General features: G+C 62.9%; 20 protein-coding genes. 3 read left to right on the top strand and 17 right to left on the bottom strand.

Translation table 11 applies throughout. The features are described 5' to 3' along the window. Positions 1-13 precede the first annotated feature (13 nt). From ACU680_RS12205 to ACU680_RS12275, 15 genes are all read right to left on the bottom strand, one after another. Positions 14-739, bottom strand: a complete 726-nt coding sequence (locus tag ACU680_RS12205; protein ID WP_448179553.1) for a class I SAM-dependent methyltransferase — start codon at positions 737-739, stop codon at positions 14-16. Further along, positions 736-1983, bottom strand: a complete 1248-nt coding sequence (locus ACU680_RS12210) for an NAD(P)/FAD-dependent oxidoreductase (RefSeq protein ID WP_448179554.1) — start codon at positions 1981-1983, stop codon at positions 736-738. The genes ACU680_RS12205 and ACU680_RS12210 overlap by 4 nt, the downstream gene beginning before the upstream one ends. Further along, positions 1970-3133: a sodium:proton antiporter gene (locus ACU680_RS12215; RefSeq protein ID WP_448179555.1), complete on the bottom strand. Its 1164-nt coding sequence runs from the start codon at positions 3131-3133 to the stop codon at positions 1970-1972. The genes ACU680_RS12210 and ACU680_RS12215 overlap by 14 nt, the downstream gene beginning before the upstream one ends. Continuing rightward, positions 3130-5469, bottom strand: coding sequence for an MMPL family transporter (locus ACU680_RS12220; RefSeq protein WP_448179556.1), 2340 nt, complete (start codon positions 5467-5469; stop codon positions 3130-3132). Before ACU680_RS12220 ends, ACU680_RS12215 begins: the two co-directional genes overlap by 4 nt. Further along, positions 5453-6055 (bottom strand): outer membrane lipoprotein carrier protein LolA, encoded by a 603-nt coding sequence (locus ACU680_RS12225; RefSeq protein ID WP_448179557.1) that lies wholly within the window; start codon positions 6053-6055, stop codon positions 5453-5455. The genes ACU680_RS12220 and ACU680_RS12225 overlap by 17 nt, the downstream gene beginning before the upstream one ends. Continuing rightward, positions 6052-6477 carry an acyl-CoA thioesterase gene (locus tag ACU680_RS12230; RefSeq protein ID WP_047290910.1) on the bottom strand — a complete coding sequence of 142 codons (426 nt, stop codon included), beginning with the start codon at positions 6475-6477 and terminating at the stop codon, positions 6052-6054. The genes ACU680_RS12225 and ACU680_RS12230 overlap by 4 nt, the downstream gene beginning before the upstream one ends. Continuing rightward, complete coding sequence (locus tag ACU680_RS12235) at positions 6470-8014, bottom strand: HAL/PAL/TAL family ammonia-lyase (RefSeq protein ID WP_448179558.1); 1545 nt, start codon at positions 8012-8014, stop codon at positions 6470-6472. The genes ACU680_RS12230 and ACU680_RS12235 overlap by 8 nt, the downstream gene beginning before the upstream one ends. Further along, positions 7995-8942: a lysophospholipid acyltransferase family protein gene (locus ACU680_RS12240; RefSeq protein ID WP_400764109.1), complete on the bottom strand. Its 948-nt coding sequence runs from the start codon at positions 8940-8942 to the stop codon at positions 7995-7997. The genes ACU680_RS12235 and ACU680_RS12240 overlap by 20 nt, the downstream gene beginning before the upstream one ends. Further along, positions 8939-9673, bottom strand: a complete 735-nt coding sequence (locus ACU680_RS12245) for a glycosyltransferase family 2 protein (RefSeq protein ID WP_448179559.1) — start codon at positions 9671-9673, stop codon at positions 8939-8941. The genes ACU680_RS12240 and ACU680_RS12245 overlap by 4 nt, the downstream gene beginning before the upstream one ends. Positions 9674-9801: 128 nt before the next feature. Then, positions 9802-11481 carry an ApeI family dehydratase gene (locus ACU680_RS12250; protein WP_448179560.1) on the bottom strand — a complete coding sequence of 560 codons (1680 nt, stop codon included), beginning with the start codon at positions 11479-11481 and terminating at the stop codon, positions 9802-9804. After that, positions 11478-12023 (bottom strand): COG4648 family protein, encoded by a 546-nt coding sequence (locus ACU680_RS12255; RefSeq protein ID WP_367082715.1) that lies wholly within the window; start codon positions 12021-12023, stop codon positions 11478-11480. Before ACU680_RS12255 ends, ACU680_RS12250 begins: the two co-directional genes overlap by 4 nt. Further along, on the bottom strand, positions 12020-12274 hold the full coding sequence (locus ACU680_RS12260) for an acyl carrier protein (protein WP_003220947.1): 255 nt from the start codon (positions 12272-12274) through the stop codon (positions 12020-12022). The genes ACU680_RS12255 and ACU680_RS12260 overlap by 4 nt, the downstream gene beginning before the upstream one ends. 9 nt (positions 12275-12283) lie before the next feature. Further along, complete coding sequence (locus ACU680_RS12265) at positions 12284-12544, bottom strand: phosphopantetheine-binding protein (RefSeq protein ID WP_007967290.1); 261 nt, start codon at positions 12542-12544, stop codon at positions 12284-12286. Further along, positions 12525-13334 carry a lysophospholipid acyltransferase family protein gene (locus ACU680_RS12270; protein WP_367082716.1) on the bottom strand — a complete coding sequence of 270 codons (810 nt, stop codon included), beginning with the start codon at positions 13332-13334 and terminating at the stop codon, positions 12525-12527. The genes ACU680_RS12265 and ACU680_RS12270 overlap by 20 nt, the downstream gene beginning before the upstream one ends. After that, entirely contained in the window at positions 13310-14029 is a 720-nt protein-coding gene (locus ACU680_RS12275) for a beta-ketoacyl synthase chain length factor (RefSeq protein WP_367082717.1), read from the bottom strand. Before ACU680_RS12275 ends, ACU680_RS12270 begins: the two co-directional genes overlap by 25 nt. Before the next feature lie 361 nt (positions 14030-14390). Here ACU680_RS12275 and ACU680_RS12280 point away from each other — a divergent pair, with 361 nt between their 5' ends. Continuing rightward, complete coding sequence (locus ACU680_RS12280) at positions 14391-15161, top strand: ParA family protein (RefSeq protein WP_448179561.1); 771 nt, start codon at positions 14391-14393, stop codon at positions 15159-15161. Positions 15162-15290: 129 nt separating this feature from the next. Here the strand turns inward: ACU680_RS12280 and trxC are convergent, their stop codons facing one another. Beyond that, on the bottom strand, positions 15291-15725 hold the full coding sequence (gene trxC / locus ACU680_RS12285; RefSeq protein WP_400764119.1) for a thioredoxin TrxC: 435 nt from the start codon (positions 15723-15725) through the stop codon (positions 15291-15293). Positions 15726-15918: 193 nt separating this feature from the next. On the opposite strand from trxC, the gene ACU680_RS12290 reads away from it, so the two are divergent. Both ACU680_RS12290 and ACU680_RS12295 read left to right on the top strand, forming a co-directional pair. Next, complete coding sequence (locus ACU680_RS12290) at positions 15919-16215, top strand: type II toxin-antitoxin system HigB family toxin (protein ID WP_367082721.1); 297 nt, start codon at positions 15919-15921, stop codon at positions 16213-16215. Beyond that, entirely contained in the window at positions 16212-16613 is a 402-nt protein-coding gene (locus tag ACU680_RS12295; protein WP_108592757.1) for a helix-turn-helix domain-containing protein, read from the top strand. Before ACU680_RS12290 ends, ACU680_RS12295 begins: the two co-directional genes overlap by 4 nt. Before the next feature lie 6 nt (positions 16614-16619). On the opposite strand, the gene selO is transcribed toward ACU680_RS12295, so the two are convergent. Next, the gene (gene selO / locus ACU680_RS12300; RefSeq protein WP_448179562.1) at positions 16620-18083 is read right to left on the bottom strand and encodes a protein adenylyltransferase SelO; all 1464 of its coding nucleotides are present in this window, start codon (positions 18081-18083) and stop codon (positions 16620-16622) included. Positions 18084-18110: the final 27 nt, after the last annotated feature.

The following is an 18110-nucleotide window of genomic DNA, read 5'->3' on the forward strand; positions in this document are numbered from 1 at the left end:
CGATAGCGGTGCATCAGATATCACCTTGCAATGGCTTGCGCGCGACGACATTCACCAACGTTTCCTCACGCTCGCCAAACGGCTTCGGCTTGCGCACCCCAAACCGCTCCAGCAGTCCAAAATCCTGCGATCGGCTCCACCACAGATACGGGTACGAGACATTGCGTTCGTCGAACTCGAAACCCTGCTGGCGAATCATCTCCAGGTACTGCGCGGCGCTCTTCTGCACATGCATCGGATGACGGAACAGCCAACGGATCACCCAGGTATCAATGTAAGCCTCGGTGGACTCGGCGAACAGCAGATAACCGCCCGGCTTCAGTACGCGGTAGAACTCGGCGAGGGCTTTTTCCTGTTCGACCAGATGATGAAAGGTCTGGTGGCAGAACAGCAGGTCGACACTGGCGTCCGCCACGTTGAGCGTCGCGCAATCGCTGCCGATCAGCTCCACATCGAAGCCCTGCCGCGCCGCTTCTTCGGCGCTCAGTTGCAGGCTGTGCGGATCGGCATCGACGCCGATCAGACGCTGTGGGGCGAAGGTCTGGCGCAGGTGCCGGAACGATTTGCCCTGACCGCAGCCGGCATCCAGCAGCACCGGATGGGCCGGCAGCGACTCGCTGAACAACCCGCGCAAATCGTTGATCGCCACGCGCAACACATGGTGCTGCCAAGTGTGGCTGCGCAGGAACCAGAAACCGAAGCGGGTTTCCTCGACGTAGCTGTCGCTCAAGTAATTCATGGGGCGTCCTTTGCACAGAGTTCGGAAATCATCTTCAGCCGGCGGCGTGCTTCGCTGACGAACGGATTGCGTTCATCCCAGGCGTAACCGGCGAGGATCGAGCAGATCATTCGGCGGATCTCCGCCTGACTGTCTTGATAAAAAATCACGTCCTGAAAGGTGCCGGCGTACCAGCCCTCGACGTAGCAGCGGAAGGTGTCGACCCCGCGCTTGAGCGGTTCGGCGAACTCGCGCTGCCAGTCGACGGTTTCGCCCTGCAACTGTCGGTGCAGGACCGCCGCGGCCATGCTCGCCGAGCGCATGGCGATGGTCACGCCGGAAGAGAACACCGGGTCGAGAAACTCCGCGGCGTTGCCAAGCAGGGCGAAGCCCGGTCCGTGCAGGGTTTTCACATTGGCCGCATAACCGCCGAGGGTGCGCGCCGGGGTGTCCCACACCGCGTTGTTCAGCACGCCGGCGAGGCTCGGGGTTTCGCCGATGAAGCCGCGCAGGCAGGCGTCCAGATCGCTGTCGCGACCCTTGAAGTGTTCGGCGGCAGCCACCACGCCCACCGAGCAGCGACCGTTGCTGAACGGGATCGTCCAGAACCAGACGTCGCGGTGTTCGGGATGGGTGGTGACGAGGATCTTCTCGCGGTCGAAGGCCGGGTTGTCGATGTGATCTTCAACGTGGGTGAACACCGCCTGGCGCACCGGAAAATTCGATGGCGCTTCCAGATCGAGCAGGCGCGACAGCACGCGTCCGTAACCGCTGGCATCCAGTACGAAATCCGCTTCGACGCAGTATTCGCTGCCATCCTCGCGCAGTACGTCGAGCACTGGTTTGGCCCGCTCGAAATCGACGCGGACGATGGCGTCGCCGTAGCGGATTTCGGCACCCTGCAATTCAGCCTGATCGGCCAGCAGCTTGTCGAAATCGGCGCGCTGCACCTGGAACGTGGTGGGTTTACCTGCGGTGAAGGTGTCGCCGAAATCGAAGGCGCTGTAGCGCTCGCCCCAGGCGAATGCAGCACCGGTCTTGCGCTGGAAGCCGGCGGCGTTGACGGCGTCGAGCATGCCGGCTTCTTCGACGAAGTCCAGGCAATGGCTGAGCAGGCTTTCACCAATGGAAAACCTCGGGAAGTGCTGGCGCTCGAGCACCAGCACATCGTGGCCCTTGCGCATGAGCAGCGCGGCGGCGATGGCGCCGGACGGGCCGGCACCAATGATCACTACCTGACGACGTTGCATTTCAACGGTTGGCACGTGAACTCCCGGGCGCAGTGGCGGTGGTTTTCAGGGGCGCGCGGTGCAGGCCGATCCCGGCCGGCAACAGCGTCGCGATCAGGCCCATCAGCATCAGCGCGAAGTACAGCGCCGGGCTGATCAGCTGTTGTTGCAGCAGCAGGTTGAGAAAGACGATTTCACTCAGACCGCGAATGTTCAGCAGGACGCTTTCACGCCAGCGGCTGGCGCCTTCGAACGAGGCGCCGGCCCAGCCCAGCCCCAGCCAGTTGCCGAGCAGTTTACTGGCGATCGGCAACAGCAGCAGCGCCGCCCATTGCGCCGCGCCGAGGCTGGCAAGGGCGCTGTGCACGTCGATCTGCACGATGCCGAAGGTGAGGATCAGCGGGATCGCGATCCACGTCTGCAAACGGCTCATCCACAGCGCCGGCAATGGCAGCACCAGCGGCACTTTCAGCAAGGCCATGCACAGCAGATAACCGATGCCGAAAATCAGCGCGTTGAGTTTGTAGTGCTCGGCCAGCACCAGCAGCGCAAAGAAACCGAGGCTGTAGGTCAGCGGTCGACGCACGCGCAGCAGACTCAACAGCAGCGGCACGCAGGCCAGTCCCAGCGGCAGCAACAGACTGCTCAGATGCAGACTGCCCTGAGCGAGACCGAACAGCGTCCAGCAGGTCAGGTCGATGAGGATTGCAGTCTGCACCAGACGCCGGGTGGCGGCGGGCGGGTAGTCGATGTGACGCAGATACAGATACAGCACCGGAATCGCCGTGATCGCGAACACCAGACCGATCGCCAGCGAGTTCAGCCACGGTTGCGCCGGCAGCAGCCAGCAGGCGGCGGCCAGACCGCAGGCGAACGGCACGGCAAAACTCGGCACGGCGATTTTCACGCTCTGACGATCCAGACGCAGATCGATCACATCGCTGAGGATGTGCCCGAGCAGCAGCGCGAAACTCAGGCTGTAGAGGTCTTTCAGCCACACCGGCGCAATCAGTTGGGCTCCGCTGAGCTGCCAGCCCGGTTCGATCCAGAAATACATCAACAGCGGCAAACCGAAGCTGGCCAGCAGCAACTGGCTGACGATCGGGATCAGGCCGAAATGCCGGCCGATACGGGTCGCCACAGCAAACAGCGCCAAGGCCATCAGCCAGAAACCGACGACCATCACGCTGCCGGCTCCACGACGGCGGCGCGGTGGACGTGACGTCCGGCCCACGGCGCCAGAATGAAACTGAACGCCAGCCCCAGGCTTACCGCCAGGCCGAAGTTGCTCACCGCCGGCGTGCTCGACACCGCCAGCAGACCGAACGACAACCAGGTCGTCAGCGCCGCCAGCAAGGTGCCCAGCAAGCTGACAGCCGCACCGCCGACCTGCTCACGCATGAGGATCGCGTAATCGACGCTGATCGCCGTTACCAGCAGCAGGCCGAACAGGCTGAACAGGGTCAGCGGCTGACCGAGCCAACCGAGGCTGGCAAGGCTGCACAGCGCTGCCAGCAGCGGCAGGGCGACGATGCGCAAGGCGCCACCGAAACCGAACGGCACGATCAGCACCAGCACGATCAACACGCAGGAGGCGAGTTTCAGTTCGGCGGCGCTGATCTGGGTCGCGGCGAATACGTTGTTCAATTCGCCGAGACGATCCACCAGCATCACCCCCGGCAAGTCCAGCGCTTGCACCCGCAGCAGTGACGGATTGTTCAGCCCTTGCAGGCTGGTCATCGCCGCCACGCCATCATCGGTCGGGCCAAGCCACAGTGTGCGGTAAGGCTCGCCCAGCGGCCCGGCGAGTGCCGCGTCGATGTCCTCGGCGGGCAGGCTCTGCAATTGCTGCAACTCGGTCTGCAGCGCCGCGAGCGGTACGCCGAGGTCGAGCAATGGCTGCCAGTATTGCGGCAGTTTGCTCAGTGCTTCGCGTACCTGCTGTTGCTGGCTCGGCGGGCTGAGCAGTTGGTCGAGGGCCAGATAGCCTTGCAGTTTGTCGAGGTTGACCAGTTGCTGCAGGCGCTCGCTCAGTGCGGCCTGACGCTCCAGCAGTTGTTGCTGATTGGCAGCGCGCACGAGGAAGAACTGGCTGGTCGGCTGATAGCCAGTGATGCGTGCGATGGTCTGCGCTTCATCGGTCAGGCGTTGTGGCGCCCCGACCCATTGGCGGATGTCGTTCCTGCTTTGCAGCTGCACCAGACCGCCGGCGCAGAAGGCGATCACCAGCGCCAATAGCACCGGCGTACGCACATGTTCGAGCAGGTTTTCGCGCAGCTTTACCAGACGCTCGGCCAGGCGCAGCGGCCATTGCGCCGGCTGCAGTTCCACGTTTTTCAGCAGGGCCGGCAACAAGCACACCGCCGACAGATACGCACCGAGCAAGCCGGCGGCAGAGAACACCGCGATTTGCGTCAGCGCCGGGAAGGGCGTCCAGGCCAGCGCCAGATAACCGATGGCGCTGGTGATCAGGCTCAGCGTCAGTCCGGAGAGGGTCAGGCGCAGCGCCGGCCAGCTGCGCCACGGCTTGAGGCTCCAGCTTTTCGACAGATAGTGCAGCGGGTAATCCACCGCCACGCCGATCAGGCTGGAGCCGAGCACCAGGGTCATCACATGCATGTGGCCGAACAGCGCCACGCAGGCCACCGCGCCGAACAGCATGCCCACCAACACCGGCACGAACGCCAGCAGCACCCGCCAGCGACGAAACGCCAACAGCAGCAACAGCAGAATGCCGAGAGTGGCGCCACCGCCGACCCAGGTCATTTCGCGGGTGGCTTGCTGCTGACCGTTGGCGGCGTACAGCAGACCGCTGGCAGCCAACAGTTGTACGTCGGCTTTCGCCGCCTGCTCGCGACTGTGCTGCAGCAGATCGGCGACTTTCAGCGGCAGATTCATGTCGAAGGCATTGCCGGTGGTGCGCGCGCGCAGCAGCACCCAGCGCTTGCCGTCGGCATCGGCGACCAGTGCGCCGCTGCCGATGTCCAGTTGCACCGCGCCGTGTTTCGGCTGGCTGTTCTGGATGCGTCCGGTCAGGCCCAGCCAGTCGTCCTGGCTCGGCACCAGGGTGAAACCGTTGAACGGGTCGAACAGTGCCTGCACCCGTTGCTGAATGAACGCATCGGGATGCTCGGTCAACAGTTGCCGATCGTCCGCCGAGAGCATCGCCAGTCGCCCTTGCAGCAATTGCGAGCGCAACGCCGGCAGATCCGCCTGCAGGTTCCACTGGACCTTTTCGAACAGCCCGCTGGCCTGCCATTGCTCGCCGAGGGTCTGCGCCATGGCCACCGCTTGCTGGCGATCGGCATGGCCGACCAGCACCAGCATTTCCCGGTTGAGCGGTTCCTGCATGCGTTGTTCGGCGCGCAGTTCGAGGGCGTCAGGATTGGTCCCGGGCACCAGCTCCATGAGGTTGGCCGACAGCGGTGCACCGTCGCGCCACTGCCACCCGGCCAGCGCGACGACCGCCAGCAGCAGGATCAGGAACAGCCACGGCAGCCTGCGCTCACTGGGCAAAGTCATGTTGCTCCGCTTCGCTCAATGGTTGACCGGCGCTGCTGTCTTTCATCCGCAGCACGGTGCTGTCGCCTTGGGTTTCCAGCAGTTCGATGGTCTGTACCAGCTCACCGCCGTCGATATTGATCCGGTTGAACACTTGCTTGAGCAGTACCGAGCGCGGGGTCAGGGTGAGTTTCCACTGCTGTGCGTCGCCGCTCAGGGCCAGTTCGAAATCCCGTTGCAGACCGCTGCTGTCACCCTGCAGCACGGCGAGGAACAGGCGGTTCTGTTCGGCACCGGCGCTCTTGTTCGGCAGCAACTGCCACGTGTTGCCGTCGCGACGGGCGATGCCGTTGGCGGTGATGCGGTAGTCCTGTTGCAGCGGGGTCTTGAGCAACCAGAGCAGGCCGTGGTTTTTCGCCAGGACGAAGCTGCCCTTGCTGATCAGCGGCTGGGGCAGAGCGCGCAGGTGTTTTTCCTGAATGAACTGGCCGTGGATAACGTCCGGTTTCGCCAGTTGTTCGCTCAGCTGTTGCAGGTCGAAGGCGTTGGCCAGCGTCGACACGGCGAGCAGCGCCATCGCGCCAAGGCATTTGCAGAACAGGTTCATCGCAGCATCCTTTGCACCGCATCGGTGAACACTTTGGGTGAGGCCAGTTGCATCTCGCGGCTGCTGATCTCGACCGCCACCTGCACCGAGCTGGCACGGGTCAGGCGTTCGCCGGTCTGCAGGTCGGTGATCAGATAATTGATCTTCAAGCGGTTCTCCCACTCCACCAGACTGGCGCGTACGTTCAAGCGCTGGCCGAACACCGCGCCCCGCACGTAACGCAATTGCAGATCGATGATCGGCCACGCGTAACCCGACTCGGACATCTGCGTGTAGTTGTGGCCGATCTGGTCGAGCAGCGCGCAGCGCGCCACTTCCAGGTATTTGACGTAATGCCCGTGCCAGACCACATGCATGGTGTCGACATCAAAAAACGGCACGAGGATTTCCGTGTCGGCGTGCAGCACTCCGGCGCTACGCATGCAGCCTCCAGTGTTGCTCGGCGATGCGTTGCAGGCACAGGCGCAGTTCGCCTTCCAGTGCACGGTCTTCAATGACCGGCGGGAAGTCCCTGGCCAGCTCTTCGTGCATGGCGGCCAGCGAAGGTGGCAGCGCACGCGCGTCTTCATCGCGACCGCGCAACCAGACGCCCTGATTGGCCGCGAGCAACGTGGCGGCGGCGACTTGCTCGGTCAGTTCCAGCACGCGGATCGCGTCACGGGCGGCGATGGTGCCCATGCTCACCTTGTCCTGGTTGTGGCACTCGGTGGAGCGCGAGAACACGCTGGCCGGCATGGTATTTTTCAGCGCTTCGGCGGTCCAGGCACTGGTGCCGATCTGCACGGCCTTGAAGCCGTGATTGATCATTGCGCGATCCGCCGGGGCGCCGGAAAGATTGCTCGGCAAACCATGGTTGTAGCGCTCGTCCACCAGCAGCGCGAGTTGCCGGTCGAGCAGGTCGGCGACGTTGGCCACCAGATTTTTCAGGCTGTCCATGGCGAACGCGATGTGCCCGCCGTAGAAGTGCCCGCCGTGCAACACGCGCTCGGCTTCGGCGTCGATGATCGGGTTGTCGTTGGCGCTGTTGAGTTCGGTCTCGATAAACGAGCGTAGCCAGTTCAGGCTGTCGGCCAGCACCCCGAGCACGTGCGGGGCGCAGCGCAGCGAGTAGCGATCCTGCAGACGATGCAGCGGCGCGGTCGGCGCGTCAATCGCTAGATCCTTGCGCAACCACGCGGCAACCTGCATCTGCCCCGGATGCGGCTTGGCAGCGAAAAGACGCTCGTCGAAGTGTTCCGGATTGCCTTGCAGCGCGACCACGTTGAGCGCGGTGATGCGCGTGGCCAGTTGCAGCAGATAGTCGGCGCGGGCGAAGGCCAGGCAGGCGAGGCCGGTCATCACTGCGGTGCCGTTCATCAGGGCCAGCGCTTCTTTCGGGCGCAGCACCAGCGGCGTCCAGCCGAGTTCGCGATGCACGTCGGCAGCCTGGCGACGCTCGCCACGGAACAGCACTTCGCGCTCGCCGGACAGGGTCGCGGCGACGTAGGACAGCGGCGTCAGATCACCGCTGGCGCCGACCGAACCCTCTTCGGGGATCAGCGGCAGGATGTCGTGTTCGAGGAAGGCGTGCAGGCGCTCCAGCAGTTCGATGCGCACGCCGGACACGCCGTGGCACAGCGACTGCAAACGCGCCGCCAGCACGGCGCGGGTGGCTTGCGGGTCGAGCAGTTTGCCGAGGCCGCAACCGTGGAAGGTGTAGAGATGACGCGGCAGTGCCTCGACGTGATGCAGCGGCACCGCGACCACGCAGGAGTCGCCGTAACCGGTGGTCACGCCATAGATCACGCCTTCCTTGTCGAGCAACGAATCGAGAAACCGTGCGCCTTTGGCGATGCGTTCGCGGTAAGCGGCGTCGCTCTGCAACTGCACGGGCGCCTGACGGTTGGCCAGGGTCAGCACGTCTTCGATGCGCAAAGGGCGTTCGCCGAAGGTTACCGGCTCATGGGTTGGCGTCGTCATCGGTCTTCCAGAAAGGGTAAAAGTTGAACCATTGGTGCGGGGCTTCGAGGCAATAGTGACTCAGGCGCTGCGCATAGCGGGTGGCCCACTGATGAATGACCTGCTCGCGCTCGCGGCGTGTCCACGTCACGCTGTCGGCGAACGGTTCGAGGGTCAGGCGATAGTGGCCGTCCGGTTGTTTCAGGCACATCAGCAGATTGACCGGGCATTTGAGCAAACCGGCCAGCAGCCACGGCCCCTGCGGGAACGCTGCCGGGTGGCCGAGAAAGTCCACAGTGACGCTACGCCCGCCGTGCAACGGCACGCGGTCGCCGGCAATCGCCAACCACTCGCCGCGCTCCAGGCGCTCGTGCAGTTGCAGCATGATTACCGGGTCCAGCTCGCTGACCTGGATCAGGCGCAGATTGGTCGCCCCGGCCTCGCCCAGCAAACGGTTGAACTGCTCGGCGTGCTTGGTGTGCACCAGCACGTTCATGGTGACCTTTTCGCCGATCTCCGCCAGTGCGCGGCAGACTTCCAGGTTGCCCAGGTGCGCGCCAACCAGCAGTTGCCCGCGACTGCCGCGTAACTGATTGCGCAGCAATGCCGGGTCGATGATTTCGATCTGCTCGATGCGGATCTTGCCGTTCCACACGTCGAGCTTGTCGAGCAGCGAATCGGCGAACGCCATGAACTGGCGGAACACCCGCCAGTAACTCGGGCGCAATTCGCCGCGGTTGCTCCAGTCGGCCAGCCGTTGCTGGTATTGCCAGGCACTGTTGCGCGCGGTGCGGCCGAACAGGAAGAAGTACAGGACGATGCCGTACAGCAGCGGACTGAGCAGGCGTCGGCCAAGCACCTTGGCGGCGAACGCGGTGAATTTCATCAGCAGGAAGCTGCCGCGCTCTTCGCGATCGGCCCAGTGCTTCTTGTCGGTCTCGACGCTCATGTGCGCCACCGGCGCCAGAGGATGACCGGCAGGCGCAGCAGCATGCCGAAGAACAACCGGGTATGCATGCTGGAAATCAGCGCGTTGTCGTGGAACAGGCGGAAGTGCGAGACGCCGTCCAGCGGGTAATGCACGCTGGTCTGCAGCCAGCGCATCGGCTGGTTGCGCCACGCCAGACGCACGAGGATGTCCGAGTCGAAATCCATGCGCTTGCCGACCCGCGCCGAGTCGATCACCGCCAGCGTCGGGGCCAGCGGATACACGCGAAAACCGCACATCGAATCGCGGATCTGCAGCGACAGCGTATTGATCCAGACCATCACGTGGGTCAGATAACGTGCGTACAAGCGGCCCTTGGGCACGCTCTCGTCGAACAGCGGATAACCGCAGATCATCGCGTCCGGGTGGGCGCGGGATTCCTCGACGAAACGGGCGACGTCGTGCAGGTCGTGCTGGCCGTCGGCGTCAACCTGCAGGGCATGGGTGAAACCCAGGCGCGCCGCTTCGCGCAGCCCGGTCATCACCGCGCCGCCCTTGCCCTGATTAAGGGTCAGGCGCACCAGATGCACGCTTTCGCGTTCGGCCAGCGCATCCAGCACGCGCGCGCAGGACGGGGTGCTGGCGTCGTCCACCAGAATGCACGGCAGGCCTTGGGCGAGCAGCGCGTCGACCACGCTGCCGATCGCGGTTTCATGGTTGTAGACCGGAATTACCGCGCAAGGGTTATGCATGATTCACGCACCCATTGTGGCGAGGGAGCTTGCTCCCGCTGGGCTGCGAAGCGGCCCCAAATCCAGTCGACATAAAATTGCTGGCGAGCGCTTCGCACTCGAACGGGAGCAAGCTCCCTCGCCACAGGTTATGCATCGGCAGGCTCCAGGAGGATTCGCCCGCTGGAGCAGGTCGCGGTGTCGTTGCGGTAAGCGAAATACAGCTTGCTGCGCTCGGGATCGAAACGCAGGTGCAGCTGGATTTCATCGCCGGGGCGCACCAGTTGCTGGAATTTCAGCACTTCCATGCCGGCAAATTTGCCGGGCAGGTTCAGCAGTTGTCGGCCGAGGTTCAGTGCCCATTCGACCTGCACCACGCCGGGCAGCACCGGGGCTTTGGGGAAGTGGCCGCTGAAATAGGCCAGATCCGGCGGAACACTCAGTTGCAGGCTCCATTCGCCGTCGGTTTCGACCTGTTCCAGCACCTCGGGTGCCTTCGGTCGTGGTGCCAGCAGCAGGGCTTCGATGTCGGCCTGCGGCAGCTTGCCCTGGCTGTTCAGCGGCAGTTGCCGCACCAGACGCCAGCGCCGAGGCAAGGCCAGGGCTTCGCAATGCTCGCTCAGATGTTTGCGCAGCGCTTCGGTCAGGCTGCGGCGGCCGTGTTCGCGCAAGGCGAACAGACCTTGCTCACTGAGCACCAGCAGCGCCCCGAGCATTGCGCGGTTTTCCTGGACCACGCCCAACCGTGCCTCGCCGACCCAGGCGTGGGCGACCAGCGCCTGCTCCAGCATCGGCAGTGAGATGCGCTTCTCTTCGAGTTTGACGATGCGGTCCAGCCGCCCGAGCAATTCAAAGCGGCCGTCGGCGGCGATGCGTGCGGCGTCGGCGGTGTGTTCGACATGCCCGGCCGGCAGATAGGGGGATGCGATCAGCAGGGCGCCGTCGCGGTCCTGACTCAGTTCAACCCCAGCGAAGGGCTGCCACAGGCTGGCGCCCTGACGCCAAGCGATGCCGCCGGTTTCCGAGCTGCCGAGGATTTCCGTCGGCCACTGCTGCAGGCGTTGCTGCAGGCTCTGCGCCGCCTCTGTCGGCAATGCGCCGCCGGAAGAAAACACCCGGCGCACGGCGCTCAGGGCCGGCCAGTCGAGGTTGTCGCCCATGCGCTTGAGCAATGCCGGGCTGCCAACCCAGGCGAAGGCCGGGTGTTCGCGGCTGGCACGCTGCAGGTCTTCCGGAAACGCCAGTTGCCTGCGCACGAACGGACGCCCGGCGCACAGCGGCCACAGCACGCGGAACAGCAAACCGTAGATGTGCTGGGTGGCGACGCTGCCGATGATCCAGGCCTCACCAAGATCCGCCCCCCACAGTTGCTCCAGGGCTTCGACCTCGTTGGCCAGTTGGCGCAGGGTCTTGTCGATACGCTTGGGCTCGCCGCTGGAGCCGGAGGTGCACAGGCTCAGGCGGCACTGGTCGAGATCCAGTTCAGCGTCGGGTAGGGCCGGCTGCAGCAGATCGTTCAAGTGAACATCCGCGCTGTGATCGGTCAGCCATAGATCGACTTCATTCGACCAGCGCTGGCGGGTCTGCGCTTGCAGGTCCGAGGGCAACAGCACACTGACACCGGCACGCCAGGCCCCGAGCAGGGCGATGGCGAGGTCGGCGGCATCTTCCAGATGCACCGCCATGCGCCGCACGCCGCGAGCCTGCAGGCCGGCGGCAACACTCAGCGCCTGCTCACGCAATTGCGTGTGGTCGAGCGCCGGGGCGGCGCTGATCGCGCGCTCCGGCAGGGCCTTGAGCAACAGTTGCTCAAGTTTTATCCAGTTCATTTACGGCCTCTTACCCGTTGTCGTATCAGCCATTCAATGGCAAACATCAGGCCGATCAATCCATAGGAAATCAGGCCGGTGTACAACATCCACCAATGCAGCGGCGCCCACAGGGTCAGGAGCGCGGCGCACAAACCGTTGCAGAAGAAAAACACGCTCCAAGCCACGGTTACCTGGCGGGTGTAGCGGATGGCTTCGGGCGGCAGTTGCGGCTCGCGCAGCCGCGCCAGGCGCTCGACCATCGGCGGTCCGTATTTCAGGCTCAGGCTGAACAGCACCAGCATGAAGCCGCTGATCAGCACCGGATACCAGCGCAGCAACAGCGGACTGTCGAACAGCGCCAGCAGCAGGCAGAACCCGATCGCCACGCAGGCCATCCACAGGCTGCCGGGCTTGCGCTCGCCGGTCAGCGCGCGCGCCAGCCATAACCCGCCCAGCAGCAGTCCGAACTGCCACGGGGCGAAGTGCTCCATGCCGAAATACACCGCAAAGGGGTACAGCAGGCCCGCCAGCAGCAGGCCGAGGCCGATCAATCGGCTCATGCGGCCGGTTGAACCAGGCGGTAGACCGCCTCGACCACGTCACCGACGGTGCGCACCGATTTGAATTCTTCGGCGGCGATTTTCTTGCCGGTCTGGCGTTTGATGTGATCGATCAGGTCGACCGCGTCGATGCTGTCGATCTCCAGATCCTGATACAGGTTGGACTCCAGGCTGATCCGCGCCGGATCCAGTTCGAACAGCTCGACCAAGGCATCGCGCAGGGTGTTGAAAATGTCGTCACGAGTTTGCATGGTCCGGTCTCAAGCTGCCTGTTTTGCCGTGACGAACGCCGCAAGGCTCGCCACATTGGTGAAGTGGTTACGGGTGTCTTTGGCGTCGGCGTCGATCTTGATGCCGTACTTTTTCTGGATCGCCAGACCCAGCTCCAATGCGTCGACGGAGTCCAGGCCAAGGCCTTCGCCAAACAGCGTCTGCTCGTCGCCGATGTCGTCGACGCTGATGTCTTCGAGGCCCAGGGCGTCGATGATCAGCAGTTTTATTTCACGGTGCAGATCGCTCATCTTCGGCGAGCTCCTTGATGTAGTAAGAGTGCAAATAATCGTTGAGCTTGCGCGAGGCCTGCGGGGCCGGGCCTTGCGTGGCGAAAGTCTGTGGATCTATATCGGCCCCGACACGGAAACTGAAGTGCACGCGACGGCGGGGGATGCGATACCAGGGTTCGGCCTTGGTCAGGGTAGTCGGACTGACCTTGATAACCACTGGTGTAAGGATTTTCGCACCACGCAGGGCAATCGCCGCAGCCCCCCGATGAAAGGCTGGCGCCTGACCGGGTTGAGTGCGCGTGCCCTCGGGAAAGATGATCAGGGTCTGGCCGTTTTGCAGGCACTCGGCGGCGGCATCGAGCATGTCCATGCTGCCGTCGTTGCTGATGTATTCGGTACGGCGCAGCGGGCCACGGGTGAAGGGGTTTTCCCAGAGGGCTTTCTTCACCACGCAATTGGCCTGGCGCACCAGGCCGATCAGGAACACCACGTCGATCAGCGACGGGTGGTTGGCGATGATCATCTGCCCCGGTCGGCCGAGGCGTTCGGCCCCTTGAATGTCGTAAGTCAGCACGCCGGTGCGGGCCATGAATCGCACGAAAAACCAGAACAGCCGACTGACGGTCTGCCGCGCGCGCTGACGATGCCTGAGCGCGTCACCCGGCAGACAGCCGAGCAGCGGAAATACCAGCAAGCGCAGGCACAGCCCGCCGAACCCGAACAGGGTGAAACTGGCGGCGGTGGCCAGCAAGCGCCAGTAATAGGCGTCGCGGTTCTTCTCGGTCACGGGTTGCGTTGCCAGGTCCATACACGATTTTTCCAGGCATGTTGGCAATGGGTTTGCTGACCGAGCAGGGTGCGCAACAGATTCAGCGCGTGCGGCCAGTGCGCTTTGGACACAGCTTTCTGGCCGCTGTTCAGGGTCAGCCGCCAGTCGGTACCGGGGGTGAGCAGCAGACCTAGCGCATAAGGGAACGGCACGTCATCGACCCACTGCGAATAGGCCTCGGGCGGCTGTTCTTCGGTGATGATCAGCAACACCGCCGGCGCGCCTTCGTCGAGCAGGGCGGCGGCTTCGAGGATGCCGTGTTCCAGGCCATCGCCTGCGGCCGCCAGGGCCGTCATTTCGCTGGTTTCGCCGCGCATGATCGACCACAGACCGATGATCGCGTTGTGCACCGACAGGCTGAACTGGGTCGGCGACAACGGCTCGTCCTTGGCCAGATCACTGAGGATCTCGAAGGTGCGCGGGGTTTCGCCGTGTCGTGAAACAAACACCAGCGGCAGGTTCTCCCGTCCGTCGGCCAGCGGCCAGCCGACACTGAACGCCATCCGCGCCAGACGGCTGAGTCGTCGGCGCTGCATGGCTGGCAGAAACGACACATCGGGCGCGGCATCGCTGTCCGGGAGCACGACCGGTTGTCGGCTCCAGGCCTGCCACGCGTCCACGCTGTCGAGCCCCGGGGCCCACGCGCGCCATTGGGCGATGTTGAAGTTGATCACGGATGTTCATCCCGCCCCTGCGGGCTTTTATGACGCTTTGAGTCGCCAAAGCCGCGGCTGACTTGACGTGGCGCTGGGCGCCGGGTGGCGCGCATTATCCCGGTGCGACGAGTGTGTAGCAAATGTTGGTTACGTTTTGCGCAACGAAATGTACTGAGTGGTTCGCGGAAAAACTGTCAATTGGCCATTATCCAGATCGTGCGGGATTTGTCTGTCGGGCATATCAGCGCACTCGGAAGGTTTTTGCCCGCTGTTCCCGCCGATTTTTGCGTCTGACTCTGTAGTCCGCGTCGTTGAAGGTAGCGAAGCGCACGCGCAGGCAACTACACTCGGTCATTCTTTGATACACGGAGGTTTTGTCATGCGGCGCGTGGTGTTCAATCAGAAAGGTGGCGTGGGCAAATCCAGCATTGCCTGCAATCTGGCGGCGGTCAGCGCCAGCGAAGGCTATCGCACGCTGTTGGTGGATCTCGATGCCCAGGCCAACTCCACTCAGTACCTGACGGGGCTCACCGGCGATGACATACCGATGGGCATTGCCGACTTCTTCAAGCAGACCCTGTCTTCCGGGCCGTTCTCGAAGAAAAACCAGGCCGACATCTACGAAACCCCGTTCGACAACCTGCACATCATCACCGCCACCGCGGAACTGGCCGATCTGCAGCCCAAGCTTGAGGCCAAACACAAGATCAACAAGCTGCGCAAATTGCTGGATGAACTGGACGGCGAATACGACCGAATTTATCTGGATACGCCGCCAGCGCTGAACTTTTATGCGGTATCGGCGCTGATTGCCGCCGATCGTGTGCTTATTCCCTTCGATTGCGACAGCTTCTCGCGCCAGGCGCTGTACGGCCTGCTGGCGGAAATCGAAGAGTTGAAGGAAGACCACAACGAAGGCCTGGAGGTCGAAGGCATTGTGGTCAACCAGTTCCAGGCCCGGGCCAGCCTGCCGCAGCAGATTCTCGATGAGCTGATTGCCGAGGGCTTGCCGGTGCTGCCGGTGTATCTGACCAGCTCGGTGCGTATGCGCGAGTCGCACCAGGCCAGCACCCCGCTGATCCACCTCGACCCACGGCACAAACTGACGCAGCAGTTCGTTGAGCTGCACAACCTGCTCGAAGACCACTGACCCCTGAGCTATTCAGATCCCCTGTAGGCCTTCGCCTGCTCGCGATGGCATCCTGTCTGCGAGCACCTGAGTTGCCTGAAAAGACGCCATCGCGAGCAGGCGAAGGCCTACAATTGAATTTGTGTTGTGTCAGATGCCCTGGCTACGCAGCCACGCCAGCAACTGCGGCAACGGAAACGCCCCGCTCTGGCGCGCCACTTCCCGACCGTTCTTGAACAGAATCAGGCTCGGAATCGAGCGAATCCCCAACTGCGCCGACAACTGCTGATTAGCCTCGCTGTCGAGCTTGGCCAACCGGCACTTGCCCGCCAACTGCGCTGCCGCCTGCTCGAACACTGGCGCGAACGATTTGCACGGCCCGCACCAGTCCGCCCACACATCCACCAATAGCGGCAGATCGCCCTTGATCTGGCTGGCGTAATCGCCTTGCTTGAGTTCGAACGGCTTGCTCAACAGCACCGCGGATTTGCAGCGCCCGCATTTTGGCTGGTCGGCGAGGCGTTCGGCGGGGATGCGGTTGAGGCCGTTGCAGGCGGGGCAGGGGATCAGCAGTGGAGTGGTCATGAGAGAGGTCCAGGGAAGGGCGATAAACCCTAGTTGGAGACGTTTGCTCATATTTTCAATCATGCGGATTTCAATGTTGGATCTAGGCTGAGTCGTACCGATGCAGACCGTTGGTCTGCATGGGTCTATCGCAAGTTGCGATAATTTTATTTTGTGATTAACTCCCCATAGCAGAATGCGATAAGGATGTTGCATGCATGTGTTCAGTGAAAAACCCATTCGAGAGGCCAAGGAGCAGTGGCCACAGGCAGCAAGCGCGCTAGCGCAATGGTTTCGTCTGGCAAGCAGGAGTTATCCAAAGGACTTTGCGGCAATGAAGTCGATATTTCCTGCCATCGACAAAGTGGGTGATCTCCACGTTTTCGACATTGGTGGCAACAAACTGAGGCTAATCGCTTTTGTCAGTTATCGGTCACAAAGGCTCTACATCAAGCATGTGCTCGACCACCGCGAATACGATCGGGGCAAATGGAAGGAGAGAAAGGTATGAGTAGTTTGATCAAGACAGTTGCCGAGCACTGGGAGTTTGTCTCTCCGTTGTTGCGCAAACCGAAAAATGAAGAGGATTACGACGCCTTGGTTCAGGCCGTCGACGAGATCCTTGAGATAACCGGTGATGATGGCTCGCATCCACTCGCGAGTCTGCTGGACATCATCAGTGACTGGATTGCCGAGTGGGATCGCACACACCATCCGATGGCCGATGCGAGCGGCGAAGAGGTCCTCGGCTACATGATGCGCGAACATGGTCTGACTCAAAGCGATCTGCCGGGTGTGGGTACTCAATCCGTTGTTTCAGAAATTCTGAACGGCAAGCGCAAATTGAACCTGCGGCAGGTTCGCTGGTTGGCCGACTACTTCAAGGTGCCTGTAGAGGTGTTCATCTAGTCTGCTTCAAGACGAACAACTGATCTCCAGATGCTTGCCCCACTCCGGCGGCCGCTCGGCATAACCCTCCATCCCCGGCTGCTCGTCGAACGGTTTGCTTAGCACCGCATGCAGCCGGCGCACCTCGGAGTAGTCGCCTTGTTCGGCGGCGTCGATGGCTTTTTGCGCCAGGTAGTTGCGCAGGATGTACAGCGGATTGACCGCGTGCATCCGTGTGCGGCGTTGTGCCTGATCGCTGTCACCATCGCGGGCAACCCGCGCCACGTAGCGCTCGCCCCAGGCATCGAAGCCTTTGATGTCGACGAAGTCATCGCGCAAGCGGGCGACAGCCTGTTCTGCTGACTCTTCGCCGAGATGGCGGAAGAACAGCGTGTAGTCGACGCCGCTGTTCTGCATCAGTTGCAGCAGGTCTTCGAGCAGTTTCTGGTCGTCATCTTCGGCGGTGGTGAAACCGAGGCGGCGGCGCATCAGGTCCAGGTAGTGCGCCTGGAACAGTGGCAGGTACAAGCCGAGGGCTTCGCGCAGGGCCTCGACGCTGATGAACGGTGTCAGGGCCTGGGCCAGTGCGCTGAGGTTCCACTGGCCGATCGGTACTTGATTGCTGAACGAGTAGCGGCCCTGATCATCCGAGTGGTTGCAGATGAAGTTGGCATCGAAATCGTCGAGGAAGGCGAACGGGCCGAAGTCGAAGGTGATGCCGAGGATCGACATGTTGTCGGTGTTCATCACCCCGTGGCAGAAGCCGTAGGCCTGCCACTTGGCGATCAGTTCGGCATTGCGCTCGACGATCTCGCGGAACATCGCCAGATACGGTTCCGGCTGCTCCAGGCATTCGGGGAAGTGCATCGCCAATACATGTTCGCCGAGCTGCTTCTGCTGCTCGGGACGCTTGGTGTAGTAGAAGTATTCGAAGTGGCCGAAGCGGATGTGGCTCGGTGCCAGACGCAGCACCATCGCTGCACGCTCCTGCTTCTCGCGCCACACCGGAGTGTCGGAGCCGATCACGCAGGCGGCCCGGGAAGACGGGATGTTCAGCGCGTGCAGCGCCTCGGAGGCGAGGAATTCGCGGATCGACGAACGCAACACCGCGCGGCCGTCACCCATGCGCGAAAACGGCGTCTGCCCGGCGCCCTTCAGATGCAGGTCCCAGTGTTTGCCGGCGTTGTTGTAGACCTCGCCGAGCAGCAACCCGCGACCATCACCCAGTTGCGGCGTGTAGCCGCCGAACTGGTGCCCGGAATAGACCATCGCCCGTGGCTCGGCATCGGCCCACAACTTGTGGCCGCCGAACAGCTCGGCAAATTCTTGAGTGTCAGCCGTTGTCGGGTCGAGATCGAGCAGGGCCAGCGCCGCGGGGCTGGCGACGACCAGACGCGGGTTGTCGATCGGCTCGGGCAGCACATGGGCGGAAAACGCATCACCCAGACGGGCGAAGCGGTTGTCGAAGGTCAGTTCGTCGAGGGCTTTCACGGGCCGGCTCCAGCAGAATGTCCGAGC

The sequence above is a fragment of the Pseudomonas sp. LF020 genome, from assembly GCF_053456425.1.

Coding starts and splice junctions, on each gene's coding strand:
- ACU680_RS12265 (WP_007967290.1), bottom strand. CDS start 12,544: ATGAGCGATCTGCACCGTGAAATAAAACTGCTGATCATCGACGCCCTG.
- ACU680_RS12240 (WP_400764109.1), bottom strand. CDS start 8,942: ATGAGCGTCGAGACCGACAAGAAGCACTGGGCCGATCGCGAAGAGCGC.
- ACU680_RS12250 (WP_448179560.1), bottom strand. CDS start 11,481: ATGAACTGGATAAAACTTGAGCAACTGTTGCTCAAGGCCCTGCCGGAG.
- ACU680_RS12230 (WP_047290910.1), bottom strand. CDS start 6,477: ATGCGTAGCGCCGGAGTGCTGCACGCCGACACGGAAATCCTCGTGCCG.
- ACU680_RS12270 (WP_367082716.1), bottom strand. CDS start 13,334: ATGGACCTGGCAACGCAACCCGTGACCGAGAAGAACCGCGACGCCTAT.
- ACU680_RS12260 (WP_003220947.1), bottom strand. CDS start 12,274: ATGCAAACTCGTGACGACATTTTCAACACCCTGCGCGATGCCTTGGTC.
- ACU680_RS12255 (WP_367082715.1), bottom strand. CDS start 12,023: ATGAGCCGATTGATCGGCCTCGGCCTGCTGCTGGCGGGCCTGCTGTAC.
- ACU680_RS12295 (WP_108592757.1), top strand. CDS start 16,212: ATGAGTAGTTTGATCAAGACAGTTGCCGAGCACTGGGAGTTTGTCTCT.
- ACU680_RS12290 (WP_367082721.1), top strand. CDS start 15,919: ATGCATGTGTTCAGTGAAAAACCCATTCGAGAGGCCAAGGAGCAGTGG.
- ACU680_RS12280 (WP_448179561.1), top strand. CDS start 14,391: ATGCGGCGCGTGGTGTTCAATCAGAAAGGTGGCGTGGGCAAATCCAGC.
- ACU680_RS12220 (WP_448179556.1), bottom strand. CDS start 5,469: ATGACTTTGCCCAGTGAGCGCAGGCTGCCGTGGCTGTTCCTGATCCTG.
- ACU680_RS12245 (WP_448179559.1), bottom strand. CDS start 9,673: ATGCATAACCCTTGCGCGGTAATTCCGGTCTACAACCATGAAACCGCG.
- trxC (WP_400764119.1), bottom strand. CDS start 15,725: ATGACCACTCCACTGCTGATCCCCTGCCCCGCCTGCAACGGCCTCAAC.
- ACU680_RS12205 (WP_448179553.1), bottom strand. CDS start 739: ATGAATTACTTGAGCGACAGCTACGTCGAGGAAACCCGCTTCGGTTTC.
- ACU680_RS12235 (WP_448179558.1), bottom strand. CDS start 8,014: ATGACGACGCCAACCCATGAGCCGGTAACCTTCGGCGAACGCCCTTTG.
- ACU680_RS12225 (WP_448179557.1), bottom strand. CDS start 6,055: ATGAACCTGTTCTGCAAATGCCTTGGCGCGATGGCGCTGCTCGCCGTG.